We start from the raw sequence: 23,428 nt of genomic DNA, 5'->3' as shown, positions 1-23,428 counted from the left end.
CCGTCGTCGTCATGTGGCTGAGGGTGCTCACCAGGGCTTTCGCGCGCTGGGGAGGTGCCGAGGGACGACGTTGGCCCTCTGCGAGAGTGCAAAATTTCGTGCAGGTTACATGATGGGACGGCTCTCGGGAACCGGATACACCATTCCAACATGCGGACATCGCGGCGGGTACGCGACATCGGACACCGCGCGCGGCGGCGGAAGTTTCACGGGGGCCGATGAGAACAGATCGATGTCCGTCGGCCCGAGAGGAGGGAGAGCGGGCGTCGTCGCCAGCCCCACCGGTGTACGGCAGGCCTCATTGCCTACAGCGCTTACGGCTCATGCCCAGTGGTCACGTGCCCGAAACCAGGCAGTAATGGCTGGCTATGCGGTCCCACGCATACGTTCCAGCCGCGTCACCCTACAGCGGTTCCGAACAGTGTGCCCAGGAGGTACGTCACACCGGCCGCCGCGCCGCCCAGCGCGAGCTGCCTGAGCCCGCTGTACCACCAGCTCCGCGCGGTCACCTTGGACACCACCGCGCCGCAGGCGAACAGCCCGACAAGAGCCACCAGCACGGCCGGCCACAGCGCGCTCGCCCCGAGCAGATACGGCAGGACGGGCAGCAGCGCGCCGAGCGCGAACGCGCCGAAGCTGGACCCGGCGGCCACCAGCGGCGACGGCAGATCGCCGGGGTCGACGCCCAGTTCCTCCCGGGCGTGGATCTCCAGCGCCTGTTCGGGGTCCCGGGACAGCTGCCGGGCGACCTCGCCAGCGAGGTCCGCGTCGACGCCCCGCGTCTCGTACAGCCGGGCCAGCTCCGCCTGCTCGGCCTGCGGGTGCTTGCGCAGCTGGCGCCGCTCGACGTCCAGCTCGGCCTGGACCAGCTCCCGCTGCGAGGCGACCGAGGTGTACTCCCCGGCGGCCATGGAGAAGGCGCCCGCGGCGAGCCCCGCGAGCCCGGTCAGCACGATGGTCTGCTGACCGGCGGCACCGCCCGCGACACCGGTCATCAGGGCGAGGTTGGAGACCAGCCCGTCCATGGCACCGAACACGGCCGGACGCAGCCAGCCGCCGTTCACATCGCGATGCGTGTGGTTGTCGCGGTGCGCCGCGTGGAGTGTCGCCCCGGTGTCGATGATGGCCATGGCCGCCGCCCCTCAAAATATCCACATTAGACAAATTCTACTTCTCGACACCACCCAGACTACGCTCCGCGCGCCCCCCTCGCCACCAAGGGAAGCATGGCCTAACCTGCACCTTTACCCTCCTTCGCTCATCCGATTAATAGCCCGCTCATATGTCGACCGGGTGATGCTGGGGCTTCTGAGGCTGGAGGGCGGGCCCGGCCGGGGACAGTTCCGCACATGGGTCCCGCGCGTGGACCGCGCCCCGCGGTCGGGCACCCGACGCCGCGGACCCGGAGAGGAGAGACCGCCATGGCATCCATCGCCTGCGTTCCCTCGGTCCCGGCCCCCGGCGACGCCGCCGCACTCCGTGAGCGGGCGCGCGGCGCCCTGCTCGGGCTGGCCGTCGGCGACGCCCTCGGCGCCCCGGCGGAGAATCTACGGCCCTCCGAGATCCGGGCCCGCTGGGGCCGCATCACCGGGTACGTCGTGGACCGCCCCGCCGGGACCGACGACACCGAGTACGCGATCTTCTCCGGGCTGCTGCTCGCCCGGCACGGCTCCGCGCTCACCCCCGCCCACGCCGAGGCGGCCTGGCACGCCTGGATCGCGGACCGCGCGGAGGGCCCGTTCCGGGGCGCCGGATTCAGCGAGCGGGGCACCCTGGAGAACCTCCGCCGGGGCCTGGCCGCCCCCATCTCCGCCCAGCACCGGCACGCCTGGAGCGACGGTCTCGCCATGCGCGCCGCGCCCTTCGGCGTCTTCGCCGCGGGCCGCCCCGCCGAGGCCGCCCGGCTGGTCGCGATCGACGGCGCGGTCAGCCACGAGGGCGAGGGCATCTACGGCGGCCAGGCGGTCGCCGCCGGGGTCGCCGCGGCGATGGGCGGCGCGTCCGTCATCGCGGTGGTCGCCGCCGCGCTCGCCGTCGTCCCCGACGACTCCTGGACGGCCCGCTCGCTACGCCGCGCGGTCACCGTCGCCCACCGCGGCGAACGCGCGGTGCGCTCCGCCGTGGTGATCGGCGGCTACCCCTGGACCGACCTCGCCCCCGAGGCCGTCGCCCTCGCCTTCGGCGCCTACGCGGCAGCCGACGGCGACGTCCGCGAGGCGGTGCTGACCGCCGTCAACATGGGCCGCGACGCCGATACGACGGCGGCGGTGGCGGGCGCGCTGGCGGGCGCCACCCGGGGCGTCTCGGCGATCCCCGAGGACTGGGCGGCGGCGATCGGCCCGGCGCGCGGCAGCTGCCTCCCGTCGATGGCGGGCCACCACGTCCTGGAGGTCGCGGACCTGCTGACCCCGGAGGAGACACCGTGACCCCAGCACCCCCGTACATCGACGGCCCAGGCCCGACCCCCGACACCGACCACCCCCCACAGCCCCACCCGGACCGCCCCACGAACACCGACCACGCCACACAAACCCACCCGGACCGGACCACCGACACCGACGACAACACACGACCCCACCCAGGCCGGACCACCGACACCGACGACCCCCCACGGCCGACCACCGACACCGACCATCCCCCACGGCCGACCACCGACACCGACCATCCCCCACGGCCGACCACCGACACCGACCACCCCCCACGCACCCACCCACGGCCGACAACCGACACCAACCACCCCCCGCCCCCCCACCCACGGCCAGCCACCGACGGCGATCACCCCCCACGGACTCGACCCGCACCCGTCGAGGCGACCCGCACGGGCGGTGCGGGTGGGAAACAAAAGGCCGATGGCGAAGCCGAGGCGAAACACCCCAACCCCCCACACCCCACACCCCGCAAAGTAGAGGGCCTCCTGCTAGGCCTAGCCGCAGGCGACGCCGCCGGGTGGCCCGCCGCGCGCCACCGCGCCGCCCGGATGCCCGAATGGACCCGCCGCCTCACCCGTGAACTCGACACCTTCGCCGAGCACAACGCCACCACCACCCTCCCCGTCCCCATCGCCCTCAACCAGCCCCCCGAGCCCCTCCGCCTGGGCCCCTCCGACGACGCCGAGTGGGCCGCGTTCGCCGCCGAGGCGGTGCTGCGCGCCGGCGACGACACCGCCCTCGGCGACCTCAGCCGCACCCGCCGGATGCGCGCCGCCATCGACCTCACCTGGAACGCCGTGGCCAGCGAGGTCGCCGCCGCGGCGGACCGCGCACCCGAGGTCGAGTCCGCCGTACTCCCCCTGCGCGCCCGGATCTCGGTGCGCGCGGGGCTCGGCAATCTCGCCGCCGGACTGCGCCCGCCCGCCACCGGCCACGACAACCCGCACTACTTCGACGACGCCGCCTGCGTCCGCGCCTGTGTGCTCGCCGTCGCCCACCCCGGCGACCCCGTGCACGCCGCCGACCTCGCCGAGTTCGACGCCCGCTACACCCAGGACGGCGACGGGGTGCACGGCGCCCGCGCGATGGCCGCCGCCATCTCCCTCGCCCTGGCCGGCGCGGACGTCGACACCTGTGTCCGGGCGGCGGTCGCCGAACTCCCCGAGGCGACCGAGATCGGCCGCAACGCCCGGCACGCCCTCGACCTCGCCCGCACCACCGGCGACGACGCCTTCGCGCTGATCCCGCTGCTGGAGCACCAGATCGTCGACCACGTCTACAGCTACGGCATCGCCGCCGCCGAGACCGTCCCGGTCGCCCTCGCGCTGGCCACCGCCGCCCGCGGCCGGATCGCCGCCGCCGTCCCGGCCGCCGCCTGTCTGTCCCGGGTGGCGGACTCCGCGCCCGCCCTCGCGGGGGCGCTCACCGGCGCGCTCGGCGGTGGCGCCGCGATCCCCGCGCCCTGGCGAGCCACCTGCCGCACCCTCTCCGGCTGCGCCCTGCCCCGCCTCACCGGCACCGACCTGGTGGAACTCGCCGAACTCCTGGAAGCCGTACAACCGCCGCCGCCAGGAGGATGATTCGGTGCATGACCCCCGAAGAACCCCAAACCCCCACCCTCAGCCAGCAGGCACCCTCCCTCGAAGAACGGATCACCGGCGCCCTGGTCGGCGCGGCCGTCGGTGACGCGCTCGGCGGCCCGGTCGAGGGATACACCCCCGAGCAGATCACGGACCGCCACGGCGGCCGGGTGCGAGGCGTCGTCGGCCCGTGGAACGGCGACGCCTGGCGCACGGCCCGCCCCATCGCCCCGTACCACAAGGGCGACGGACATGTCACCGACGACACCTTGATGACCCACGCCCTGGTCCGGGTCTACGACCGCGTCCGCGACCACCTCGACGCGTACGCGATCGCCGACCACCTGGTCCCGGACCTGATGACCACCCCCCGGTGGATTCCGGAACTGGAGGCCGAGGCGCTCCCGCTCCAGCGGATCTTCCTGGCCGAGAAATGGCTCGTGGCCCGGCTGCACTACGGCCACGCCGACCCGCGCGAGGCGGGCACCGGCAACATCGTCAACTGCGGGGCCGCGATGTACATGGCCCCGGTCGGCCTGGTCAACGCGGGCAACCCGCAAGGGGCGTACACCGAGGCCCTGGAGATCGCGGGCGCCCACCAGTCGTCGTACGGCCGGGAGGCGGCGGCCGTGTTCGCGGCGGGCGTCGCGGCGGCCTGCGTCCCCGGCGCGACCCCCGAGTCGGTGATCACCGTCTGTCTGTCGCTGGCGAAGGACGGCACCCGGACGGCGATCGAGGCGGTCTGCGAGGAGGCCGCCCGCCACCGGCACTTCGAGACGGCGCTCGGCGCGCTGCGTACGGCGGTGGCCCCGTTCGACACGGTCGGCCCCGACTACCGCGCCCCCTCGCTGGGCGCCCGCCGCCCGTCCCGGCTGCACAGCATCGAGGAACTCCCCGTCGCCCTGGGGATGCTGCTGATCGCGGCGGGCGACTACGGCCCGGCGGTGCTGGGTTCGGTGAACTACGGCCGGGACTGCGACTCCATCGCCACCATGGCGGGCGCCCTCGCCGGAGCGCTGGGCTCGCCCGTCCCCGCACCGTGGGCGAAGACCGTCGCCGAGGCCAGCCGCCTGGACCTGTGGGCGCCCGCGCGGACCCTCACCGCGGTGGCCCGGGAGGTCTTCCGACAGGACCTCCGCCGCCGCCGCGCCCATGAGCAGGTGTTCGCGGCGCTGGAAGGCCCCGCATGCTGCGTCTGACCTGGGTGCAGCCGGAGGACCTGATCGGCCATGAGCTGGCGCAGGCGGCCCAGGACGGCCGGGAACCGGCGCGGATCGCCGAGCGCTGGGCGGCGGCGGGCGGCCTCCCCGCCCCGGACCGCGCGGGCGCCTCCCCGCACCGCCCGTCGCGCTATCTGCGGCTGCTGGCGGCGGACCTGCTGGACGAACTCGCCGACCTGCCCAGCGCCCTGGCCGAGCACGAGCCGACCGACCTCGCCGCGATCCGGCTGAGCTGCGGACCGTCGGCCGGGGGCGACCCGCACCCGGCGCCCGGCCCGGCGTACCGCGCCCGGCTGCACGCCGCCTGGCTCGGCCGGGCCGTCGGCTGCGTCCTCGGCAAACCGGTCGAGAAACTCCCCCTGACCGGCATCCGCGCCCTCGCCAGAGCCACCGGCAACTGGCCCCTGAACAGCTACTTCACCGCCCGGGGCGTCCCCGAGGAGCTGCTCGCCCGCTACCCCTGGAACCGCCGCTCGGCCCCCACCAGCCTGGCCGAGAACATCGACGGCGCCCCCGAGGACGACGACCTCGACTACCCCCTGCTCAACCTGCTGCTGCTCCAGCGCCACGGCCCCGCGTTCACCACCACCGACGTGGCCCGCGTCTGGCTCGACGAACTCCCCGCGGGCCGCACCTTCACCGCCGAACGCATCGCGTACGGCAATCTCCTCGCCGGGGTCGAGCCCCCGCTCACCGCCCGGTACCGCAACCCGTTCCGGGAGTGGATCGGCGCCCTGATCCGCGCCGACGTGCACGGCTGGACCCACCCCGGGGCGCCCCGGGCCGCCGCCGCCCAGGCACACCGCGACGCCCGCCTCACCCACACCGCGAACGGTGTCTACGCGGCCATGTTCATCGCCGCCACCCTCGCGACCGCCGCCACCGGCACCGCCGACGTCCACACCAGTCTGCGGACCGGACTGACGGTGATCCCGCCGCGCTCCCGGCTCGCCGAAGCCGTCACCCACGCGCTGCGACTGGCCCGCGCCCACACCGACTTCGACACGGTGGTGGATGAACTCCACACCCGGCACGCGGCCTACCACTGGGTCCACGCCATCCCCAACACCGCGCTGATCGCCGCCGCCCTCACCCACGCCGACGGCGACTTCACCGGCTCCATCTGCCGGGTGGTGTCCGGCGGCTGGGACACCGATTCCAACGGCGCCACCGCGGGCAGCGTCGCCGGGCTGCTGGCCGGTTCCCCCGCCGCGCTCCCCGACCGCTGGACCGCGCCCCTGAAGAACCGCCTCGCCACCTCCGTCCGCGGTTTCGACGGCACCGGCTTCGACACCCTGGCGGACCTCACCGCCGCCCTCACCCACCGGGAGACCCCCCACCCATGACCCGGACACCCCCCACGCCGCCCGCCCCGCTCTCCGGTGTGCGCGTCCTCGACCTGGCCACGCTCTTCGCCGGTCCCCTCGCCGCCACCTTCCTCGGCGACTTCGGCGCCGAGGTCGTCAAGGTCGAGCACCCCACCCGCCCCGACCCGTCCCGGGGCCACGGCCCGTCCAAGGACGGCATCGGACTGTGGTGGAAGTTCCTCGGCCGCAACAAACACACGATCACCCTCGATCTGAGCAGGCCGGGCGGACGCGCCACCCTGCTGCGGCTGGCCGCCGGCGCCGATGTGATCGTGGAGAACTTCCGCCCCGGCACCCTGGAGAAATGGGACCTGGGCTGGCCCGAGCTGTCGGCGGTCAACCCCCGGCTGGTCCTCGCCCGGGTCACCGGCTTCGGCCAGTTCGGGCCCAGCGCCCACCGCCCCGGCTTCGGCACCCTCGCCGAGGCCATGAGCGGCTTCGCCGCCCTCACCGGCGAACCGGACGGCCCGCCGACGCTGCCGCCGTTCGGCCTCGCCGACTCCATCGCGGGCCTGGCCACCGCGTACGCCGTGCTCACCGCGCTCGCCGCGCGGGACCGCACCGGCGAGGGCCAGGTGGTGGACATGGCCCTGATCGAACCGATCCTCACCGTCCTCGGCCCCCACCCCACCTGGTACGACCAGCTCGGCCATGTCCAGCAGCGCACCGGCAACCGCTCCGCGAACAACGCCCCGCGCAACACCTACCGCACCGCCGACGGCACCTGGGTCGCCGTCTCCACCTCCGCGCAGTCGATCGCCGAGCGGGTGATGCGCCTGGTCGGCCGCCCGGACCTGATCGACGAGCCCTGGTTCGCCACCGGCGCCGACCGCGCCCGGCACAGCGACGTCCTCGACGCGGCGGTCGGCTCCTGGATCGCCGCCCGCCCCCGCTCCGAGGTGCTCGCCGCCTTCGAGAAGGCGGAGGCCGCCATCGCCCCCGTCCAGGACGTCCGGGACGTGATGGCCGACCCCCAGTACGCGGCGCTGGACACCGTCACCACCGTGGACGACCCCGACCTCGGCCCGCTGCGGATGCAGAACGTCCTGTTCCGGCTGTCCGAGACACCGGGCGCGATCCGCTGGGCGGGCCGGGCGCACGGCGCCGACACCGACACCGTGCTGACCGCCCTCGGCCTGACCGCCGCCGAGGTCACGGCCCTGCGCGAGGAGGGCGCCGTATGACCCCGCCGCCCCCGCTGACCTGGCTTTATGTCCCCGGTGACCGCCCGGACCGGGTGGCCAAGGCGCTCACCAGCGGCGCCGACGTGGTGCTGATCGACCTGGAGGACGCGGTCGCCCCCGACCGCAAGGAGTACGCCCGCGCCGCCACCGCCGACCGGCTCGCCGACCCCCAGCCCGTCCCGGTGCACGTCCGGGTGAACGCCCTGGACGGCCCCTTTGCGGCCCTCGACCTGAAGACCCTGGCCCCGCTGCCCGGCCTGTCCGGTCTGCGGCTGCCGAAGATCACCCACCCCGGGCAGATCACCGCCGTCGCCGCCGACACCACCCCGCCCGGCGCGACCGCCCCGCCGCTGCACCCGCTGCTGGAGTCCGCCCTGGGCGTCGAGCACGCCCACGCCATCGCCACCGCCCATCCCGCGGTCGCCGGACTCTCCCTGGGCGAGGCCGACCTCCGCGCCGATCTCGGCGTCCACGACGACAGCGCCCTGGACTGGTCCCGCTCCCGGATCGTGGTGGCCGCCCGCGCCGCGACCCTCCCGCCCCCGGCGCAGTCGGTCCACCCCGACGTCCGTGACCTGGAGTCGCTGGCCGCGAGCTGTGCGCACGGCCGGGCCCTGGGCTTCCTGGGCCGCGCGGCGATCCACCCGCGCCAGCTCCCGGTCATCGCCCGCGCCTACCTCCCCACCCCCCAGGAGATCGAGCGGGCGGAGGCGGTCGTGGCGGCGTCCGAGGCGTACACGGGCGCCCAGGCGCTGGCCGACGGCACCTTCGTCGACCCGGCGGTGCTGGCCGGCGCCCACCGCACCCTGGCCCTGGCCCGGCGCCCCTGACACGGCGAAGGGCGCCCCGGAGACCCCGGGACGCCCTCGACCGTCGTACGGCGCTGTCGTCAGCTCTTCTTGGCCCCGTCACCGGAGGCGTCCGCGCCGACCTCTTCCTTGGCCGCCCCGGAGTCCCGGGAGCCCTCGGAATCCCGGGAGCCCTCGGCGTCCGGGGAGCCCTCGGCGTCCGTGCCGTCGGCGGCGTCAGGGGCGTCCTTCTCCCCCGGACCGTCCTCCGCCGCGGCGGTCCCGGAGCCGTCCCCGGCGGGCGCGCCCGGCTCGACGATCTCCTCCCGGCCCGGCCGCTTCTTCGCGGAGACCACGATGTAGACCACGGCGAGGACGAAGACCAGCAACGCGGTCCAGTTGTTCAGCCGCAGACCGAGGATGTGGTGGGCGTCGTCGACGCGCAGATACTCGATCCAGAAGCGGCCCGCGCAGTACGCGGCGACATACAGGGCGAAGGCGCGACCGTGGCCCAGCTTGAAGCGGCGGTCGGCCCAGATCACCAGGACGGGGACGCCGATGCACCACAGCGACTCGTACAGGAACGTCGGCTGGTAGTAGCCGGGGATCCGGCCGTCCGCGGAGGACGTGATGTGCACGGCCCACGGGAGGTCGGTCTCCCGGCCGTACAGCTCCTGGTTGAACCAGTTGCCCCAGCGGCCGACGGCCTGGGCGAGGGCGATACCGGGGGCGACGGCGTCGGCGTAGGCGGGCAGCGGGATGCCCCGGCGGCGGCAGCCGATCCAGGCACCGACCGCGCCGAGCGCGATGGCGCCCCAGATACCGAGGCCGCCCTCCCAGATCTTGAAGGCGTCGACCCAGTCACGGCCCTCGCTGAAATACAGCTCGTAGTCCGTGATCACGTGGTAGAGCCGGCCGCCGACGAGGCCGAAGGGCACCGCCCAGACCGCGATGTCGGCCACGGTGCCGGCCCGCCCGCCACGGGCGACCCAGCGCCGGTTGCCGAGCCAGACGGCCAGGAAGACACCGGCGATGATGCAGAGCGCGTAGCCGCGCAGCGGAATGGGGCCGAGATACAGCACTCCGCGCGACGGGCTGGGGATGTAGGCAAGTTCCATGGCAAGGACGACGCTACCGTGCCGACCGGGCCGGGCGGCAAGCCGCCCGGCTACGGGTCCATAACGGGGACGGTGACCGGCGGGCCACGCTGAGGTGTCCGGGCGGTGCCGCCGGTCCCCTGGGCCCGCCTCCCGGCTCGCTCAGCCGGAGTCGCTCTCGTCGCCGCTCTCGTCGCCGCTGCCGTCGGTGCCCTGGTCGGCCTCCAGGACCATCTCCCGGAGCTTGTCCGGGGTCAGGGACTGGTCCTGGTAGATGTTCTTGCCGTTCAGCAGGACGGTCGGGGTGCCGGAGAAGTCACCGCTGGTGAACGCCTTGTTCGACTTGTCCACCCAGGCGTTGTGCGTGCCCTTCTCCACACAGGTGCGGAAGCGGGGGGTGTCCAGCCCGTCCACGTTCAGCGCCAGCTCGATCAGCTTGGCGTCGTCGGCGAAGGCGTCGTCGGTCTCGGCGGGCTGGTGGTCGTAGAGCACATCGTGGTACGCGGTGAACTTTCCGGCGTCCTGGGCGCAGGCGGCGGCGTTGGCGGCCTTGCGGGAGCCGGTGCCGCCCATGTTGCCGTCGATGATCGTCGCCAGGTGGTACTCGACCTTGAGCTGGCCGGACGTCGTCAGCTCGTGGATGGTCTGCCGGTAGGTCGTCTCGAAGGACTTGCAGGCCGGACAGCGGAAGTCCTCCCAGACCGCGAGCGTCGACTTGGCGCTCTGCCCACCGACCGGGATGGCGAGGCTGTCCTCGCCCTGGGCGCCGGAGGGGACGACCACCGAGCCCGCCTTGCCGCTGTCCCTGCCCACGTTCGCGGCGACCACGCCGATCACCGCCGTGAGGCCCAGCACACCGACCACGCTCGCGCCGATGACCAGTCCCCGACGGCGCTTGTCCACGGACTTCTGCTTCTCACGCTCGACCGCCAGCCGCTCACGGGCGGTGCGCTTTCCGTCACGGTTCTTCTCGCTCACACCCCGGAAACGAACCGGGGAGGCGCCCAGCGCCTCCCCGGCCCCAGGTCCACCCCTTCGAGTGACCTGACGGATATGTCCTGCTATTGCACCCCAGTGCGGCGTGCTATGGCGCCCCGGTGCTCTCGGGTGTCTGGGGTGCTCTGGGGTGCTCTGGAGTGCTCTGGGGTGCTGCCGCACCCCGGTGCTCCGGCTTGTCGCGCCCGCCCTACCGCGCCCCGCCGCGGACGCCCTCCGCCAGTTCCCCGGCGAGGTCGCGGACCGCCGCGATCCCGGCCGCGTGGTCCGGCGCGTCCAGCATCCGCTTGACGAAGGCCGAGCCGACGATCACGCCGTCGGCGAAGGCGGCGACCTCGGCGGCCTGGGCCGCGCTGGACACCCCGAGGCCGACGCAGACCGGCAGGTCGGTGGTGGCGCGGGTGCGCCGGACCAGGTCCTCGGCCTGCGCGCCCACCGACTCCCGGGTGCCGGTGACCCCCATCAGGGAGGCGGCGTAGACGAAGCCGCTGCCCACCGCGGTGATCTCGGCGAGCCGGGCGTCCCTGCTGCTGGGCGCCACGACGAACACGGTCGCGAGCCCGTGCTTGTCGGCGTGCGCACGCCACAGCGCGGACTCCTGCACCGGCAGGTCCGGCAGGATGCAGCCCGCGCCCCCGGCCTCGGCCAGCTCGGCGGTGAACCGCTCGACGCCGTAGCGGTCGATGGGGTTCCAGTACGTCATGACCAGGACCGGCTTGCCGGTGGCGGCGTGCGCCTCGCGGACCGTGCGCAGCACGTCGGCGATCTTCACACCGCCGCGCAGGGCGATGTCGTCGGCGGTCTGGATGACCGGACCGTCGAGCACCGGGTCGCTGTGCGGCAGCCCGACCTCCACGATGTCGGCGCCCCCGTCGAACACCGCCTTGACCGCCTCGATGCCGCCGTCCACGGTCGGGAACCCGGCCGGGAGGTAGGCGATGAGTGCGGCGCGGCCCTCGGTCCTGGCGGCGGCGAGGGTGTCCGACAGCAGCTGGATGTTCCCGCTCATCGGGCGTCCCCCTCGATCTCGGCGGTGGCGGCGGCGTCGGCGGCCACCTCGGCGTCGGTGTCGTACAGCCCGAAGTAGCGGGCGGCGGTGTCCATGTCCTTGTCGCCGCGGCCGGACAGGTTGACGACGATCAGCCCGTCCTCGCCCAGCTCCCGGCCGACCTCCAGGGCCCCGGCCAGGGCGTGGGCGCTCTCGATCGCCGGGATGATGCCCTCGGTGCGGGACAGCAGGCGCAGCGCCTGCATGGCCGCGTCGTCGGTGACCGCGCGGTACTCGCCGCGTCCGCTGTCGCGCAGCCAGGAGTGCTCGGGGCCGACACCGGGGTAGTCAAGACCGGCGGAGATCGAGTACGGCTCGGTGATCTGGCCCTCGTCGTCCTGGAGGACGTAGGAGCGGGAGCCGTGCAGGATGCCGGGTTCCCCGGCGGTCAGGGTCGCCGCGTGCTCGCCGGTGTCGACGCCGTGTCCGGCGGGCTCGCAGCCGATGAGCCGGACGCCCGCGTCGGGGATGAAGGCGTGGAACAGGCCGATGGCGTTGGAACCGCCGCCCACACAGGCGACGGCCGCGTCGGGCAGGCGTCCGGCGCGCTCCAGGATCTGGCGGCGGGCCTCGACGCCGATGACCCGGTGGAAGTCGCGGACCATGGCCGGGAAGGGGTGCGGTCCGGCGACCGTGCCGAACAGGTAGTGGGTGTGGTCGACATTGGCGACCCAGTCGCGGAACGCCTCGTTGATGGCGTCCTTGAGGGTGCGGCTGCCGGACTTCACGGCGATGACCTCGGCGCCGAGCATCCGCATACGGGCCACGTTCAGCGCCTGGCGCTGCGTGTCGATCTCGCCCATGTAGACGGTGCAGTCGAGCCCGAACAGGGCACATGCGGTGGCGGTCGCGACGCCGTGCTGTCCGGCGCCGGTCTCGGCGATCACCCGGGTCTTGCCCATACGGCGGGTGAGCAGGGCCTGACCGAGCACGTTGTTGATCTTGTGGGAGCCGGTGTGGTTCAGGTCCTCGCGCTTGAGGAAGATCCGGGCACCGCCCGCCTCGGCGGCGAACCGGGGGACCTCGGTGAGCGCGGAGGGGCGGCCGGTGTAGTGCACCAGCAGGTCGTCGAGTTCGCGGGCGAACTCGGGGTCGTGCTTGGCCTTGTCGAACTCGACGGCGACCTCGTCCACGGCGGCGACGAGCGCCTCCGGGATGAACTTGCCGCCGTATGCGCCGAAGTAGCCTTCGGCGCTGGGGATGTGACCGTCCGGGTCGGGGATGAAGTAGTCGCTGGGCATGCCAGTACCTCACGGTGAGTGTGTGGGAAATGCACTGATCGCCGTGGGGCGGGAGGTGGTGGGTGACTGCGGGACCGTCAGTGGCTGGTCGCGCCCGCGCGGCGGTAGCCGCACAGTGATCAGAGCCTCGCGCCCCTAGAGGGGCGCTGCCATCGGCGGCCGTTTACCTGGCCCGGTTCGTCACCGATGACGTATCGCACGCGGCGGCCGTGGACGCGGCGCGCGGGCGCGCGGCAGCCGCGGGGGCGGCAGCCTCGGGCCAGGCGCGCGTGGCGGTCCACGGTCGTCTCGGTGGGAGTCATCGGGGTCAGCCTAGCCGTTGGTCAGCCGCGGCCGTGTCGCAGCGCCGGGTGCTCGCCGGCGGCCACCAGGTCGGCGACCGCGGACTTCGGGTCCTTGCCGGTGACCAGGGACTCGCCGACCAGGACGGCGTCGGCGCCCGCGTTGGCGTAGGCGATCAGGTCGTGCGGGCCGCGTACGCCGGACTCGGCGACCTTGATGAGACCGGCCGGGACCTCGGGGGCGACCCGCTCGAAGGTGCCGCGGTCGACCTCCAGGGTCTTCAGGTTGCGCGCGTTGACCCCGATGATCCGGGCGCCCGCGTCGACGGCCCGCTCGACCTCGTCCTCGTCGTGCACCTCCACGAGCGGGGTGAGGCCGATGGACTCGGCGCGCTCGATCAGCGACTCCAGGGCGGGCTGGTCCAGCGCGGCGACGATCAGCAGCGCGAGGTCGGCCCCGTACGCGCGGGCCTCCCAGAGCTGGTACGACGTGACGATGAAGTCCTTGCGCAGGACCGGGATGTCGACCCGCGCGCGGACCGCCTCCAGGTCGGCCAGCGAGCCGCCGAAGCGCCGCTCCTCGGTGAGGACGGAGATGACGGCCGCGCCGCCCGCCTCGTAGTCGGCGGCGAGCCCCGCCGGGTCGGCGATGGCGGCCAGCGCGCCCTTGGACGGGCTGGAGCGCTTGACCTCGCAGATGACCTTGACGCCCTCGCCGCGGAGCGCGGCGGCGCCGTCACGGGCCGCCGGGGCCTTCGCCGCGCGCTCCTTCAGCTCGTCGAGGCTGACGCGTGCCTGCCGCTCCGCGAGGTCGGCACGGACTCCGTCGATGATCTCGTCGAGCACACTCACGCGAGCGGCCCCCTTCCGGACGGTCTCGGCTCCGGTCCCCGTCCGCGGGCCGGTACGGCCGACGACGGAAACCGATGGTCATAGCGATGGTATCCGCAGCGGGGCGTAGGCCCCGAATCCGGTTGACGCCGGTCCCACTACCTGGACGGCCGCTGGATGATCAAGGATGCAACCAGCCACCGAACGGCGAGTTCCGGACAACCGTGAAGAGCAGCAGTGCGGCGCCCGCCGCCCACAGCCAGGCCGGATGCGGATCGACGCGCATCGGCCGCCCGCGCGCCGCGCGAACCACCCAGACGGTCCATACGACGGCGAAGAAGGCGTAGCCGATCACGGCCGCCGCGTTGGCCTGGAAGGCGCCGGCGAGGTCCCCGTGCACCACGGCGTGGGCGCTGCGCAGTCCCCCGCAGCCGGGGCAGTAGAGGCCGGTGTACTGGAGCAGGGGGCAGGCCGGGTAGTGGCCGGGTTCGTTGGGGTCGACGGCGCCCACATAAGCGAAGGCGGCGCCCAGGCCCAGGGCCAGCCCCACGGGCGTGGCGAGCCGCCGCACCGGGGGGACGGGGGCGGGGTTCACGCGCGGGGTCGGGACGGTCACGCCTCGCATTGTGCCGCGCCGGGACCGGGAGACGCACGCGGGAACGCACACGGGAGAGGCCCCTGGGGACGCGCCAAGGGGCGGCCCTTCGGGAAGGGCCGCCCCTGAGGCGGGTCGTACGTCGGCGTGTCGTGCGCCGGGGTGTGCCGCGTCGGCGTGTCGCGCCGGGTCAGCTCTCCGCGGCGACCGGCTCACGGGTCACGGCGGGCTTGGCGGCGGCGGAGCCCTGCACCATCTTGAGCGGCTGCTTCTTGGGCAGGCCCATGCCCATGGTGCGCATGATGCCGCCGACCACACCACCGAGGACGATCACGGCCATGCCGCCCCAGAACCCGAGCGGGTTGTCGGCCACCATGAAGACGCCCGCCACGCAGAACCCGATGAACGCGATGCTGACACCCGTCCATGCGGCCGGGGTGTGACCGTGGCTGCTGTCCGCCATTGCTTGCTCCTCGTTGCTGGTTGCGTTGCTGTGTGCGTGGGCTGTGGTGCGCGGCTGTCGTGCGCGGATGGTGAGCGTCGAGCCTGACGCTCCTGCTGCCATTGTCCCGTACCCGCACCCCTGGTGTGAGCGGGGGTCGGCCCTGGATCGTGTCCCGTGCGCCACATCAGGACTTTCGCCCCGGGCCACAGGGCCTGGGCGGGGCGCCGGGGTCGGCCGTCGGCGCCCTGAGAGGCGCCGGGGCCGCTGGTCGACCGGGCGCTGCGGGCGTTCGGTACCGCGTGTGGGGTTCTCGCCGCGGGGCCCTGGGAGGCGCCGGGACACCGGACGACCGGGCAGCTACGGGCGCTCGGCGCCGCCCGTGGGGTCCTCGCCGCGGGGCCCTGGGAGACGCCGGGACACCGGACGACCGGGCAGCTACGGGCGCTCGGTACCGCCCGTGGGGTCCTCGCCGCGGTCCAGGGCCTTCCATAGGTCCTCGGGCCGGTCGGGGTCCACGGGGGCGGGCGCCCGCCGGGGGGTACGGGTGCCGGAGCCGCGCTCGTAGCGGCCGGACATGGCGGGCCACATGCGGCCGTAGCGCAGCGCGAGGAGCCCGGCCAGCAGGATCAGCGCGCCGCCGACGGCGGCCACGTAGGGCCAGGCGGTGTGGCTGAGCGAGTCGACGGTGGCGGCGGTGTTGCCGGACGCCTCGGCGGCCTTCGCGTCCAGGGCGGCCGAGTCCGAGGCGCCGAGCAGCGCGGCGGCCACGGTCCCGGCGCCGGACAGGGCGAGCAGCGCGGCGACCGCGTAGCGCCCGGCGCGGCGGACGGCGAAGACGGCGACCATGGCGGCGAGGCCGACTATGGCCAGCGCCGCGGGCACGCCCGTGACGTCGCTGCCGGAGGCGGTCAGCGGGAAGTCGCCGCCGGCCACGGTCGCGGTGCCCGCCGACCACTCCTGGCGGGTGGACAGCAGCGCCACGGCCGCGCCGAGGGCGCCGAACAGCAGGGCGAGACCGAGGCTGAGCCGGCCGGCCCTGAGGGCGCCGACGCTCACGGTGCGGGGATGAGGAACAGCAGTCACATGCTCCACTATCGCTCCCCGACCCCGGGTCGTGTCACCCGGGGTTCACGTGAGAAACGCCCTACCGTGCCAGCCGGTTCGCCGTGTGGACCGCGCGCAGCACCGCGGCGGCCTTGTTGCGGCACTCCTGGTCCTCGGCGGCGGGGTCGGAGTCGGCGACGATCCCGGCCCCGGCCTGGACATAGGCGGTGCCCTCGCGGAGCAGGGCGGTGCGGATGGCGATGGCGGTGTCCGAGTCGCCCGCGAAGTCCAGATAGCCGACGCAGCCGCCGTACAGACCGCGCCGGGAGGGCTCCAGTTCGTCGATGATCTGCATCGCGCGGGGCTTGGGGGCGCCGGACAGGGTGCCCGCGGGGAAGCAGGCGGTGAGGACGTCGAAGGCGGTGCGTCCGGCGGCGACCCGGCCGGTGACGGTGGACACGATGTGCATGACGTGCGAGTAGCGCTCCACGGACATGAAGTCGACCACCTCGACGGAGCCCGGCTCGCAGACCCGGCCCAGGTCGTTGCGGCCCAGGTCGACCAGCATCAGGTGCTCGGCCCGCTCCTTGGGGTCGGCGAGGAGTTCCTCGCCGAGGGCCTGGTCCTCCTGCGGGGTGGCGCCCCGATGCCGGGTCCCGGCGATGGGGTGGACCATGGCCCGGCCGTCCTCGACCTTGACCAGCGCCTCGGGGCTGGAGCCGACCACGTCGAAGCCGTCGAAGCGGAAGAGGTACATGTAGGGCGAGGGATTGGTGGCGCGCAGGACCCGGTACACATCCAGGGCACTCGCCGTGCACGGGGTCTCGAAGCGCTGCGAGGGGACCACTTGGAAGGCCTCCCCCGCGCGGATGCGCTCCTTGATGTCGTCGACGGCGGCCTGGAAGTCGGGGCCGCCCCACAGCGCGGTGTACGCGGGCAGCTCCGAGGGCGGCAGCACGGCGGGCGGCTGGGCGACCGCGCGGGTCAGGTCGGCCTCCATGGCGTCCAGCCGGGCCATGGCGTCCATGTACGCCTCGTCCACGCCCGTGTCGAGGTCGTTGTGGTTGATCGCGTTGGCGATCAGCAGGACCGAGCCCTCCCAGTGGTCCATCACCGCGAGGTCGCTGGTCAGCAGCATGGTCAGCTCGGGCAGCCGCAGGTCGTCGCGGTCGCCGGGGCCGATCTTCTCCAGCCTGCGGACGATGTCGTAGCCGAGGTAGCCGACCATGCCGCCGGTGAAGGGCGGCAGGCCCTCCTGGTGGGGGGTGTGCAGGGCCTCGATGGTGGCGCGCAGGGTGGCCAGCGGGTCGCCGTCGACGGGGACGCCGACCGGTGGGGTGCCCAGCCAGTGGGTGCGGCCGTCGCGCTCGGTGAGGGTGGCGGCGCTGCGGACGCCGACGAAGGAGTAGCGGGACCAGGAGCGGCCGTTCTCCGCAGACTCCAGCAGGAAGGTGCCGGGGCGCTCGGCGGCCAGTTTGCGGTACAGGGCGACCGGGGTGTCGCCGTCGGCCAGCAGCTTGCGGGTGACCGGGACGACCCGGCGGTCGGAGGCGAGCTTGCGGAACGTGTCGAGGTCCATGGCCGCCGACCCTACTGACCTGGGGCCGGTACGCCGGAATCGGCGCCCCCGGCATCCCCGGCGTCCCCTGCGCCCCCGGCATCCCCTGCGCCCCCGGCGGCCCCGGCGTCCTTGAGGAGGACGTCCGCGTCGAAGCAGGTCCGGGCGCCGGTGTGGCAGGCGGCGCCCACCTGGTCGACCTGGACGAGCACGGTGTCCGCGTCGCAGTCCAGCGCGACCGACTTCACCCACTGCACATGGCCGGAGGTGTCGCCCTTGACCCAGTACTCACGGCGGCTGCGCGACCAGTAGGTGCAGCGGCCGGTGGTCAGGGTGCGGTGCAGCGCCTCGTCGTCCATCCAGCCCAGCATCAGCACCTCACCGGTGTCGTACTGCTGGGCGATGGCGGGCAGGAGCCCGTCCGTGCTGCGCTTGAGGCGGGCGGCGATCTCGGGGTCGAGGGCGCTCTTCCCGCTGGGGGACGGCGTACTGGTCATGCCAGCCATTGTGCCGCGCGCGGCACGCCCGGCCGGAGGGCTGTCCGGTGACCGGACAGCGACGCGGGGTGGCCACCGGTGGCCGCGGTCCGCTGGGCGGAGTGCGGGCCCGGTCGTACGCTGAATCCATGTCGACCTTTGCGCAGCGTGAACGGCTTCTCCTCGCCGATCTCTTGGAGACCACCGGTCCGGACGCCCCCACTCTGTGCGAGGGCTGGACCACCCGTGACCTGGCGGCGCACGTGGTGGTGCGCGAGCGCCGCCCCGACGCCGCGAGCGGCATCCTGATCAAGCAGCTCGCGTCCCGCCTGGACAAGGTGATGGAGGAGTTCGCGGCGAAGCCGTACGACGAGCTGATCCAGCTCATCCGGACCGGTCCGCCGCGGTTCTCGCCGTTCAAGCTGAAGCAGATCGACGAGGCGTCCAACACCGTCGAGTTCTATGTGCACACCGAGGACGTGCGCCGGGCGCAGCCGGACTGGACGACCCGTGAGCTGGACGGGGTCTTCCAGGACGCCCTGTGGTCCCGGCTGGAGCGCACGGCCCGGCTGATGGGGCGGGGCGCGCCCACCGGTCTGGTGCTGCGCCGCCCGGACGGGCAGACCGCGATCGCCCATCGGGGCGCCCCGGTGGTCACCGCCACGGGCGAGCCGTCCGAGCTGCTGCTGTTCGCGTTCGGACGGCAGGGCGCGGCGAAGGTGGAGCTGACGGGCGACGAGAACGCCATCGCGAAGCTGCGGGAGGCCAAGCAGCTCGGCATCTGAGCGCGGGGCGTCCGCACGGATGCCGGACGCCCCCGCCCGCTCAGGCCCGCCCGCTCAGGCCACGGTCAGCCGCACCGGGTGGCCCGCCTCACGCAGGGTCTGCTTGACCTCGCCGATCCGCAGATCGCCGAAGTGGAAGACGGAGGCGGCCAGCACCGCGTCCGCCCCGGCGGCGACGGCCGGGGGGAAGTCGGCGAGGCGGCCCGCGCCGCCGGAGGCGATCACCGGGACGGTGACATGGCGCCGGACGGCGGCGATCATCTCCAGGTCGTAGCCGTCCTTGGTGCCGTCGGCGTCCATGGAGTTCAGCAGGATCTCCCCGGCGCCCAGCTCGGCCGCGCGGTGCGCCCACTCGACGGCGTCGATGCCGGTGCCCTGGCGACCGCCGTGGGTGGTCACCTCGAAGGCGCCGGACTCGGTGCGCCGGGCGTCCACGGACAGCACCAGCACCTGGCGGCCGAAGCGCTCCGCGATCTCCCGGATCAGCTCGGGGCGGACGATCGCGGCGGTGTTCACCCCGACCTTGTCGGCGCCCGCGCGCAGCAGCCGGTCGACGTCGTCCGCCGTGCGGACGCCGCCGCCGACGGTCAGCGGGATGAAGACCTGCTCGGCGGTGCGGCGCACCACGTCGTAGGTGGTCTCCCGGTTGCCCGAGGAGGCGGTGATGTCGAGGAACGTCAGTTCGTCGGCGCCCTCGGCGTCGTACACCTTGGCCATCTCGACGGGGTCGCCCGCGTCGCGCAGGTTCTGGAAGTTGACGCCCTTGACGACCCGGCCGCCGTCCACGTCCAGGCAGGGAATGACTCGGACCGCCAGGGTCATGACTCCACGGCTCCTCTGAAGGCTTCCAGCTCCACCTCGACCAGGATGCGCGGGTCCACGAACCCCTCCACCACCAGGAGGGTCGTCACCGGGCGCACCGCGTCGAAGAGTTCCTTGTGGGCGCGGCCCACCTCGTCCACGTCCCGCAGATGGGTGAGGTACATACGGGTGCGGATCACCGACTCGGGGCCGAGGCCGAAGGCGGCGACGGCGTCGAGGGCGGTGCCGAAGGCGACCTTGGCCTGCTCGTAGGGGTCGCCCTCGCCGTAGAGCACGCTGTCCTTGAAGGACGTGGTGCCGCCCACCAGGATCCGGTCGCCCGCCGCGACGGCCCGCGCGAAACCGAAGGTCTCCTCCCAGGGGCTCCCGCTCTGCGCGCGCCGCACGGCCGAGGACGTCATGACGACACCGCCTCCAAGGCTTCCTCCAGGGTGAACGCCTTCGCGTAGAGGGCCTTGCCGACGATGGCGCCCTCCACCCCGAGAGGTACCAGGTCGGCGAGGGCCCGCAGGTCGTCCAGCGACGACACGCCGCCGGAGGCCACGACCGGCCGGTCGGTGGCGGCACATACGTTCCTCAGCAGCTCCAGGTTGGGGCCCTGGAGGGTGCCGTCCTTGGCGATGTCGGTGACGACGTACCGGGCGCAGCCCTCCTTGTCGAGGCGCTCCAGCGTCTCGTAGAGGTCGCCTCCGTCGCGGGTCCAGCCCCGGCCGCGCAGGGTGGTGCCGCGGACGTCGAGGCCGACGGCGATCTGGTCGCCGTGCTCGGCGATGATCCCGGCGACCCACTCGGGGGTCTCCAGGGCGGCGGTGCCGAGGTTGACGCGGGTGCAGCCGGTGGCGAGGGCGGCGGCCAGGGAGGCGTCGTCGCGGATGCCGCCGGACAGCTCGACCTTGATGTCCATGGCCCGGGTGACCTCGGCGATCAGCTCGCGGTTGTCGCCGGTGCCGAAGGCGGCGTCCAGATCGACCAGGTGCAGCCACTCGGCGCCCGCGCGCTGCCAGGCGAGGGCGGCCTCCAGGGGGGAGCCGTAGGAGGTCTCCGTGCCGGACTCGCCGTGCACCAGGCGGACGGCCTGGCCGTCGCGGACGTCGACGGCGGGGAGGAGTTCGAGCTTGCTCACAGGGTTCCGATCCAGTTGGTGAGGAGCTGGGCACCGGCGTCGCCGGACTTCTCGGGGTGGAACTGGGTGGCCCACAGGGCGCCGTTCTCGACGGCGGCCACGAACGGCTTGCCGTGCGTGGACCAGGTGACCAGGGGGGCGCGCAGGGCGGCGTTGGTGATCTCCAGGGTCCAGTCGTGGACCGCGTAGGAGTGCACGAAGTAGAAGCGGGCGTCGTCGTCCAGACCGGCGAACAGCTCGGAGTGGGCGGGGGCCGTCACGGTGTTCCAGCCCATGTGGGGGACGATGTCGGCCTGGAGCGGCTCCACGGAGCCGGGCCACTCGTCTAGGCCCTCGGTCTCCACGCCGTGCTCGATGCCCCGGGCGAAGAGGATCTGCATACCGACGCAGATGCCCATGACGGGGCGCCCGCCGGACAGCCGGCGCCCGATGATCCAGTCGCCGCGGGCCTCCTTGAGGCCGTTCATGCAGGCGGCGAAGGCGCCGACGCCGGGGACGAGCAGCCCGTCGGCGTTCATCGCCCGGTCGAAGTCACGGGTTATCTCGACATCGGCGCCCGCGCGGGCGAGGGCGCGTTCGGCGGAGCGGACATTGCCGAAGCCGTAGTCGAAGACGACGACGCTCTTGGCGCGGCCGGCGGTCAACTCCACACCTCCAGCCGGAGGACCCCCGCGACCAGGCACATGGCGGCGCCGACCGAGAGCAGCACGATCAGGTTCTTCGGCATCTTCTGCTTGGCGAAGGAGAAGACCCCGCCGGCCAGGAAGAGACCGACGACGATCAGCAGGGTGGAGATCCCGTTCACAGGGCGCCCTTCGTGGAGGGGAGGATTCCGGCGGCGCGCGGGTCGCGCTCCGAGGCATAGCGCAGGGCCCGCGCGAGCGCCTTGAACTGGCACTCCACGATGTGGTGCGCGTTGCGTCCGTAGGGCACGTGGACGTGCAGGGCGATCTGGGCCTGGGCGACGAAGGACTCCAGGATGTGCCGGGTCATCGTGGTGTCGTAGGCGCCGATCATCGGCGCCATGTTCTCGGGCTCGGTGTGCACCAGGTAGGGGCGGCCGGACAGGTCGACGGTGACCTGGGCGAGGGACTCGTCCAGCGGGACCGTGCAGTTGCCGAAGCGGTAGATGCCGACCTTGTCGCCGAGGGCCTGCTTGAAGGCGGCGCCGAGCGCGAGGGCGGTGTCCTCGATGGTGTGGTGCGAGTCGATGTGGAGGTCGCCCTCGGTCTTCACGGTGAGGTCGAACAGCCCGTGCCGGCCGAGCTGGTCGAGCATGTGGTCGTAGAAGCCGACCCCGGTCGACACCTCGACCTTCCCGGTGCCGTCGAGGTCGATCTCGACCAGGACGGAGGTCTCCTTGGTGGTGCGTTCCACGCGTCCTACGCGGCTCATGCTTCCTGCTCCTTCTTCAGCTCACGGACCGCGTCGAGGAACGCGTCGTTCTCTTCCGGTGTCCCGGCGGTGACCCGCAGCCACCCCGGTACGCCGTTGTCGCGGACCAGGACGCCGCGCTCCAGGATCTTGCGCCAGGCGTCATGGGCGTCGGCGAAGCGGCCGAACTGCACGAAGTTGGCGTCGGAGGCGGTGACGTCATAGCCGATCGCGCGGAGTTCGGCGACCAGCCGGTCCCGTTCGGTCTTCAGCTGCTCGACATAGCCGAGCAGGGTCCCGGTGTGCTCCAGGGCGGCCAGCGCGGTCGCCTGGGTGACGGCGGACAGGTGGTACGGCAGCCGCACCAGCTGGACCGCGTCGACGACGGCCGGGTCGGCGGCGAGATAGCCGAGGCGCAGCCCGGCGGCGCCGAACGCCTTCGACATCGTCCGGGAGATCACCAGGTTCGGGCGTCCGGCGAGCAGCGGCAGCAGGGAGTCGCCGTGGCTGAACTCGACGTACGCCTCGTCCACCACCACCATCGACGGGCCCGCGGCCTGTGCCGCCTCGTACAGGGCGAGGACCGTCCCGGCGGGCATGGCGTTGCCGGTGGGGTTGTTGGGGCTGGTGAGGAAGACGACGTCGGGGCGGTGCTCGGCGATGGCCCGCTCGGCGGCGGGCAGATCGACCGAGAAGTCGGCCGCGCGGGGCCCGGAGATCCAGCCGGTGCCGGTGCCGCGCGCGATCAGCGTGTGCATCGAGTACGACGGCTCGAAGCCGAGGGCGGTGCGGCCGGGGCCGCCGAAGGTCTGGAGCAGCTGCTGGATGACCTCGTTGGAGCCGTTGGCGGCCCAGACGTTGGCGGTGCTCACCGGGTACCCGGAGGTGTCCGTGAGGTACGCGGCGAGCCGGGTGCGCAGCTCGACCGCGTTCCGGTCGGGGTAGCGGTTGAGGTGGCGGGCCGCGTCACGGACGCGCTCGGCGATCCGCTCGACGAGTTCCTCGGGCAGCGGGTAGGGGTTCTCGTTGGTGTTCAGCCGCACCGGGACGTCCAGCTGGGGCGCGCCGTACGGGGTCTTGCCGCGCAGTTCGGGGCGGACCGGCAGATCGTCGATGCGGGTCCGCCGGGTCTCGCCCGGGGTGG

Annotated in this window: 25 protein-coding genes; 7 read left to right on the top strand and 18 right to left on the bottom strand. The window is 73.5% G+C overall.

What is annotated here, in order from left to right; genetic code table 11:
- Positions 1-398 precede the first annotated feature (398 nt).
- Positions 399-1,130, bottom strand: coding sequence for a VIT1/CCC1 transporter family protein (locus AB0D49_RS16495; protein ID WP_362757539.1), 732 nt, complete (start codon positions 1,128-1,130; stop codon positions 399-401).
- A gap of 291 nt (positions 1,131-1,421) precedes the next feature.
- Here AB0D49_RS16495 and AB0D49_RS16490 point away from each other — a divergent pair, with 291 nt between their 5' ends.
- From AB0D49_RS16490 to AB0D49_RS16465, 6 genes are all read left to right on the top strand, one after another.
- Complete coding sequence (locus tag AB0D49_RS16490) at positions 1,422-2,426, top strand: ADP-ribosylglycohydrolase family protein (RefSeq protein WP_362757537.1); 1,005 nt, start codon at positions 1,422-1,424, stop codon at positions 2,424-2,426.
- A 488-nt stretch (positions 2,427-2,914) separates the two neighbouring features.
- Positions 2,915-4,009, top strand: coding sequence for an ADP-ribosylglycohydrolase family protein (locus AB0D49_RS16485; RefSeq protein ID WP_362757762.1), 1,095 nt, complete (start codon positions 2,915-2,917; stop codon positions 4,007-4,009).
- Positions 4,010-4,017: 8 nt separating this feature from the next.
- On the top strand, positions 4,018-5,208 hold the full coding sequence (locus AB0D49_RS16480) for an ADP-ribosylglycohydrolase family protein (RefSeq protein WP_362757535.1): 1,191 nt from the start codon (positions 4,018-4,020) through the stop codon (positions 5,206-5,208).
- Entirely contained in the window at positions 5,196-6,575 is a 1,380-nt protein-coding gene (locus tag AB0D49_RS16475) for an ADP-ribosylglycohydrolase family protein (protein ID WP_362757533.1), read from the top strand. The genes AB0D49_RS16480 and AB0D49_RS16475 overlap by 13 nt, the downstream gene beginning before the upstream one ends.
- Complete coding sequence (locus AB0D49_RS16470) at positions 6,572-7,780, top strand: CoA transferase (RefSeq protein ID WP_362757531.1); 1,209 nt, start codon at positions 6,572-6,574, stop codon at positions 7,778-7,780. Before AB0D49_RS16475 ends, AB0D49_RS16470 begins: the two co-directional genes overlap by 4 nt.
- Entirely contained in the window at positions 7,777-8,610 is an 834-nt protein-coding gene (locus AB0D49_RS16465) for a CoA ester lyase (protein WP_362757529.1), read from the top strand. The genes AB0D49_RS16470 and AB0D49_RS16465 overlap by 4 nt, the downstream gene beginning before the upstream one ends.
- 59 nt (positions 8,611-8,669) lie before the next feature.
- On the opposite strand, the gene lgt is transcribed toward AB0D49_RS16465, so the two are convergent.
- From lgt to hisI, 10 genes are all read right to left on the bottom strand, one after another.
- On the bottom strand, positions 8,670-9,686 hold the full coding sequence (gene lgt, locus AB0D49_RS16460) for a prolipoprotein diacylglyceryl transferase (RefSeq protein ID WP_362757527.1): 1,017 nt from the start codon (positions 9,684-9,686) through the stop codon (positions 8,670-8,672).
- Positions 9,687-9,827: 141 nt separating this feature from the next.
- Complete coding sequence (locus tag AB0D49_RS16455; RefSeq protein ID WP_362757525.1) at positions 9,828-10,643, bottom strand: thioredoxin domain-containing protein; 816 nt, start codon at positions 10,641-10,643, stop codon at positions 9,828-9,830.
- A gap of 208 nt (positions 10,644-10,851) precedes the next feature.
- Positions 10,852-11,670: a tryptophan synthase subunit alpha gene (gene trpA, locus AB0D49_RS16450; RefSeq protein ID WP_362757523.1), complete on the bottom strand. Its 819-nt coding sequence runs from the start codon at positions 11,668-11,670 to the stop codon at positions 10,852-10,854.
- The gene (trpB, locus tag AB0D49_RS16445) at positions 11,667-12,950 is read right to left on the bottom strand and encodes a tryptophan synthase subunit beta (protein WP_362757521.1); all 1,284 of its coding nucleotides are present in this window, start codon (positions 12,948-12,950) and stop codon (positions 11,667-11,669) included. The genes trpA and trpB overlap by 4 nt, the downstream gene beginning before the upstream one ends.
- Positions 12,951-13,273: 323 nt before the next feature.
- Positions 13,274-14,083, bottom strand: a complete 810-nt coding sequence (trpC, locus tag AB0D49_RS16440) for an indole-3-glycerol phosphate synthase TrpC (protein ID WP_362757519.1) — start codon at positions 14,081-14,083, stop codon at positions 13,274-13,276.
- 160 nt (positions 14,084-14,243) lie between these two features.
- Positions 14,244-14,687, bottom strand: a complete 444-nt coding sequence (locus tag AB0D49_RS16435) for a DUF2752 domain-containing protein (protein ID WP_362757517.1) — start codon at positions 14,685-14,687, stop codon at positions 14,244-14,246.
- A 160-nt stretch (positions 14,688-14,847) separates the two neighbouring features.
- Positions 14,848-15,120: an HGxxPAAW family protein gene (locus AB0D49_RS16430; RefSeq protein ID WP_362757515.1), complete on the bottom strand. Its 273-nt coding sequence runs from the start codon at positions 15,118-15,120 to the stop codon at positions 14,848-14,850.
- A 417-nt stretch (positions 15,121-15,537) separates the two neighbouring features.
- A complete protein-coding gene (locus AB0D49_RS16425) occupies positions 15,538-16,194 on the bottom strand; it encodes a TIGR02234 family membrane protein (RefSeq protein WP_362757512.1) in 657 nt (218 codons plus the stop codon).
- A gap of 52 nt (positions 16,195-16,246) precedes the next feature.
- Complete coding sequence (locus tag AB0D49_RS16420; protein ID WP_362757510.1) at positions 16,247-17,725, bottom strand: anthranilate synthase component I; 1,479 nt, start codon at positions 17,723-17,725, stop codon at positions 16,247-16,249.
- 11 nt (positions 17,726-17,736) lie between these two features.
- The gene (hisI, locus tag AB0D49_RS16415; RefSeq protein ID WP_362757508.1) at positions 17,737-18,201 is read right to left on the bottom strand and encodes a phosphoribosyl-AMP cyclohydrolase; all 465 of its coding nucleotides are present in this window, start codon (positions 18,199-18,201) and stop codon (positions 17,737-17,739) included.
- Between the two features lie 128 nt (positions 18,202-18,329).
- On the opposite strand from hisI, the gene AB0D49_RS16410 reads away from it, so the two are divergent.
- Positions 18,330-18,965: a TIGR03085 family metal-binding protein gene (locus tag AB0D49_RS16410; RefSeq protein WP_362757506.1), complete on the top strand. Its 636-nt coding sequence runs from the start codon at positions 18,330-18,332 to the stop codon at positions 18,963-18,965.
- Positions 18,966-19,019: 54 nt separating this feature from the next.
- Here AB0D49_RS16410 and hisF read toward each other — a convergent pair whose 3' ends face one another.
- Genes hisF through AB0D49_RS16375 form a run of 7 tightly spaced genes read right to left on the bottom strand, consistent with a single transcriptional unit; the run spans position 19,020 to position 23,399 of the window.
- Positions 19,020-19,787: an imidazole glycerol phosphate synthase subunit HisF gene (gene hisF, locus AB0D49_RS16405; RefSeq protein WP_362757504.1), complete on the bottom strand. Its 768-nt coding sequence runs from the start codon at positions 19,785-19,787 to the stop codon at positions 19,020-19,022.
- A complete protein-coding gene (locus AB0D49_RS16400; RefSeq protein ID WP_362757502.1) occupies positions 19,784-20,188 on the bottom strand; it encodes a RidA family protein in 405 nt (134 codons plus the stop codon). Before AB0D49_RS16400 ends, hisF begins: the two co-directional genes overlap by 4 nt.
- A complete protein-coding gene (priA, locus tag AB0D49_RS16395; protein ID WP_362757500.1) occupies positions 20,185-20,910 on the bottom strand; it encodes a bifunctional 1-(5-phosphoribosyl)-5-((5-phosphoribosylamino)methylideneamino)imidazole-4-carboxamide isomerase/phosphoribosylanthranilate isomerase PriA in 726 nt (241 codons plus the stop codon). The genes AB0D49_RS16400 and priA overlap by 4 nt, the downstream gene beginning before the upstream one ends.
- Positions 20,907-21,554, bottom strand: coding sequence for an imidazole glycerol phosphate synthase subunit HisH (gene hisH / locus AB0D49_RS16390; RefSeq protein ID WP_362757497.1), 648 nt, complete (start codon positions 21,552-21,554; stop codon positions 20,907-20,909). The genes priA and hisH overlap by 4 nt, the downstream gene beginning before the upstream one ends.
- On the bottom strand, positions 21,551-21,715 hold the full coding sequence (locus tag AB0D49_RS16385; RefSeq protein WP_362757495.1) for a hypothetical protein: 165 nt from the start codon (positions 21,713-21,715) through the stop codon (positions 21,551-21,553). The genes hisH and AB0D49_RS16385 overlap by 4 nt, the downstream gene beginning before the upstream one ends.
- A complete protein-coding gene (gene hisB / locus AB0D49_RS16380) occupies positions 21,712-22,305 on the bottom strand; it encodes an imidazoleglycerol-phosphate dehydratase HisB (RefSeq protein ID WP_362757493.1) in 594 nt (197 codons plus the stop codon). The genes AB0D49_RS16385 and hisB overlap by 4 nt, the downstream gene beginning before the upstream one ends.
- A complete protein-coding gene (locus AB0D49_RS16375; protein ID WP_362757760.1) occupies positions 22,302-23,399 on the bottom strand; it encodes a histidinol-phosphate transaminase in 1,098 nt (365 codons plus the stop codon). Before AB0D49_RS16375 ends, hisB begins: the two co-directional genes overlap by 4 nt.
- Positions 23,400-23,428: the final 29 nt, after the last annotated feature.

The organism is Streptomyces sp. NPDC048290, from assembly GCF_040652095.1.
GTDB lineage: Bacteria > Actinomycetota > Actinomycetes > Streptomycetales > Streptomycetaceae > Streptomyces.
The sequence above is the reverse complement of the archived record's forward strand: the minus strand, read 5'-3'. Positions and strand labels throughout refer to the sequence as shown.

Excerpts from the sequence above, each read along its gene's own strand:
- AB0D49_RS16495 (WP_362757539.1), bottom strand. The coding sequence starts at position 1,130 with ATGGCCATCATCGACACCGGGGCGACACTCCACGCGGCGCACCGCGAC.
- AB0D49_RS16490 (WP_362757537.1), top strand. The coding sequence starts at position 1,422 with ATGGCATCCATCGCCTGCGTTCCCTCGGTCCCGGCCCCCGGCGACGCC.
- AB0D49_RS16480 (WP_362757535.1), top strand. The coding sequence starts at position 4,018 with ATGACCCCCGAAGAACCCCAAACCCCCACCCTCAGCCAGCAGGCACCC.
- AB0D49_RS16475 (WP_362757533.1), top strand. The coding sequence starts at position 5,196 with ATGCTGCGTCTGACCTGGGTGCAGCCGGAGGACCTGATCGGCCATGAG.
- AB0D49_RS16470 (WP_362757531.1), top strand. The coding sequence starts at position 6,572 with ATGACCCGGACACCCCCCACGCCGCCCGCCCCGCTCTCCGGTGTGCGC.
- AB0D49_RS16465 (WP_362757529.1), top strand. The coding sequence starts at position 7,777 with ATGACCCCGCCGCCCCCGCTGACCTGGCTTTATGTCCCCGGTGACCGC.
- lgt (WP_362757527.1), bottom strand. The coding sequence starts at position 9,686 with ATGGAACTTGCCTACATCCCCAGCCCGTCGCGCGGAGTGCTGTATCTC.
- trpA (WP_362757523.1), bottom strand. The coding sequence starts at position 11,670 with ATGAGCGGGAACATCCAGCTGCTGTCGGACACCCTCGCCGCCGCCAGG.
- trpB (WP_362757521.1), bottom strand. The coding sequence starts at position 12,950 with ATGCCCAGCGACTACTTCATCCCCGACCCGGACGGTCACATCCCCAGC.
- AB0D49_RS16435 (WP_362757517.1), bottom strand. The coding sequence starts at position 14,687 with ATGCGAGGCGTGACCGTCCCGACCCCGCGCGTGAACCCCGCCCCCGTC.
- AB0D49_RS16430 (WP_362757515.1), bottom strand. The coding sequence starts at position 15,120 with ATGGCGGACAGCAGCCACGGTCACACCCCGGCCGCATGGACGGGTGTC.
- AB0D49_RS16420 (WP_362757510.1), bottom strand. The coding sequence starts at position 17,725 with ATGGACCTCGACACGTTCCGCAAGCTCGCCTCCGACCGCCGGGTCGTC.
- hisI (WP_362757508.1), bottom strand. The coding sequence starts at position 18,201 with ATGACCAGTACGCCGTCCCCCAGCGGGAAGAGCGCCCTCGACCCCGAG.
- AB0D49_RS16410 (WP_362757506.1), top strand. The coding sequence starts at position 18,330 with ATGTCGACCTTTGCGCAGCGTGAACGGCTTCTCCTCGCCGATCTCTTG.
- hisF (WP_362757504.1), bottom strand. The coding sequence starts at position 19,787 with ATGACCCTGGCGGTCCGAGTCATTCCCTGCCTGGACGTGGACGGCGGC.
- AB0D49_RS16400 (WP_362757502.1), bottom strand. The coding sequence starts at position 20,188 with ATGACGTCCTCGGCCGTGCGGCGCGCGCAGAGCGGGAGCCCCTGGGAG.
- hisB (WP_362757493.1), bottom strand. The coding sequence starts at position 22,305 with ATGAGCCGCGTAGGACGCGTGGAACGCACCACCAAGGAGACCTCCGTC.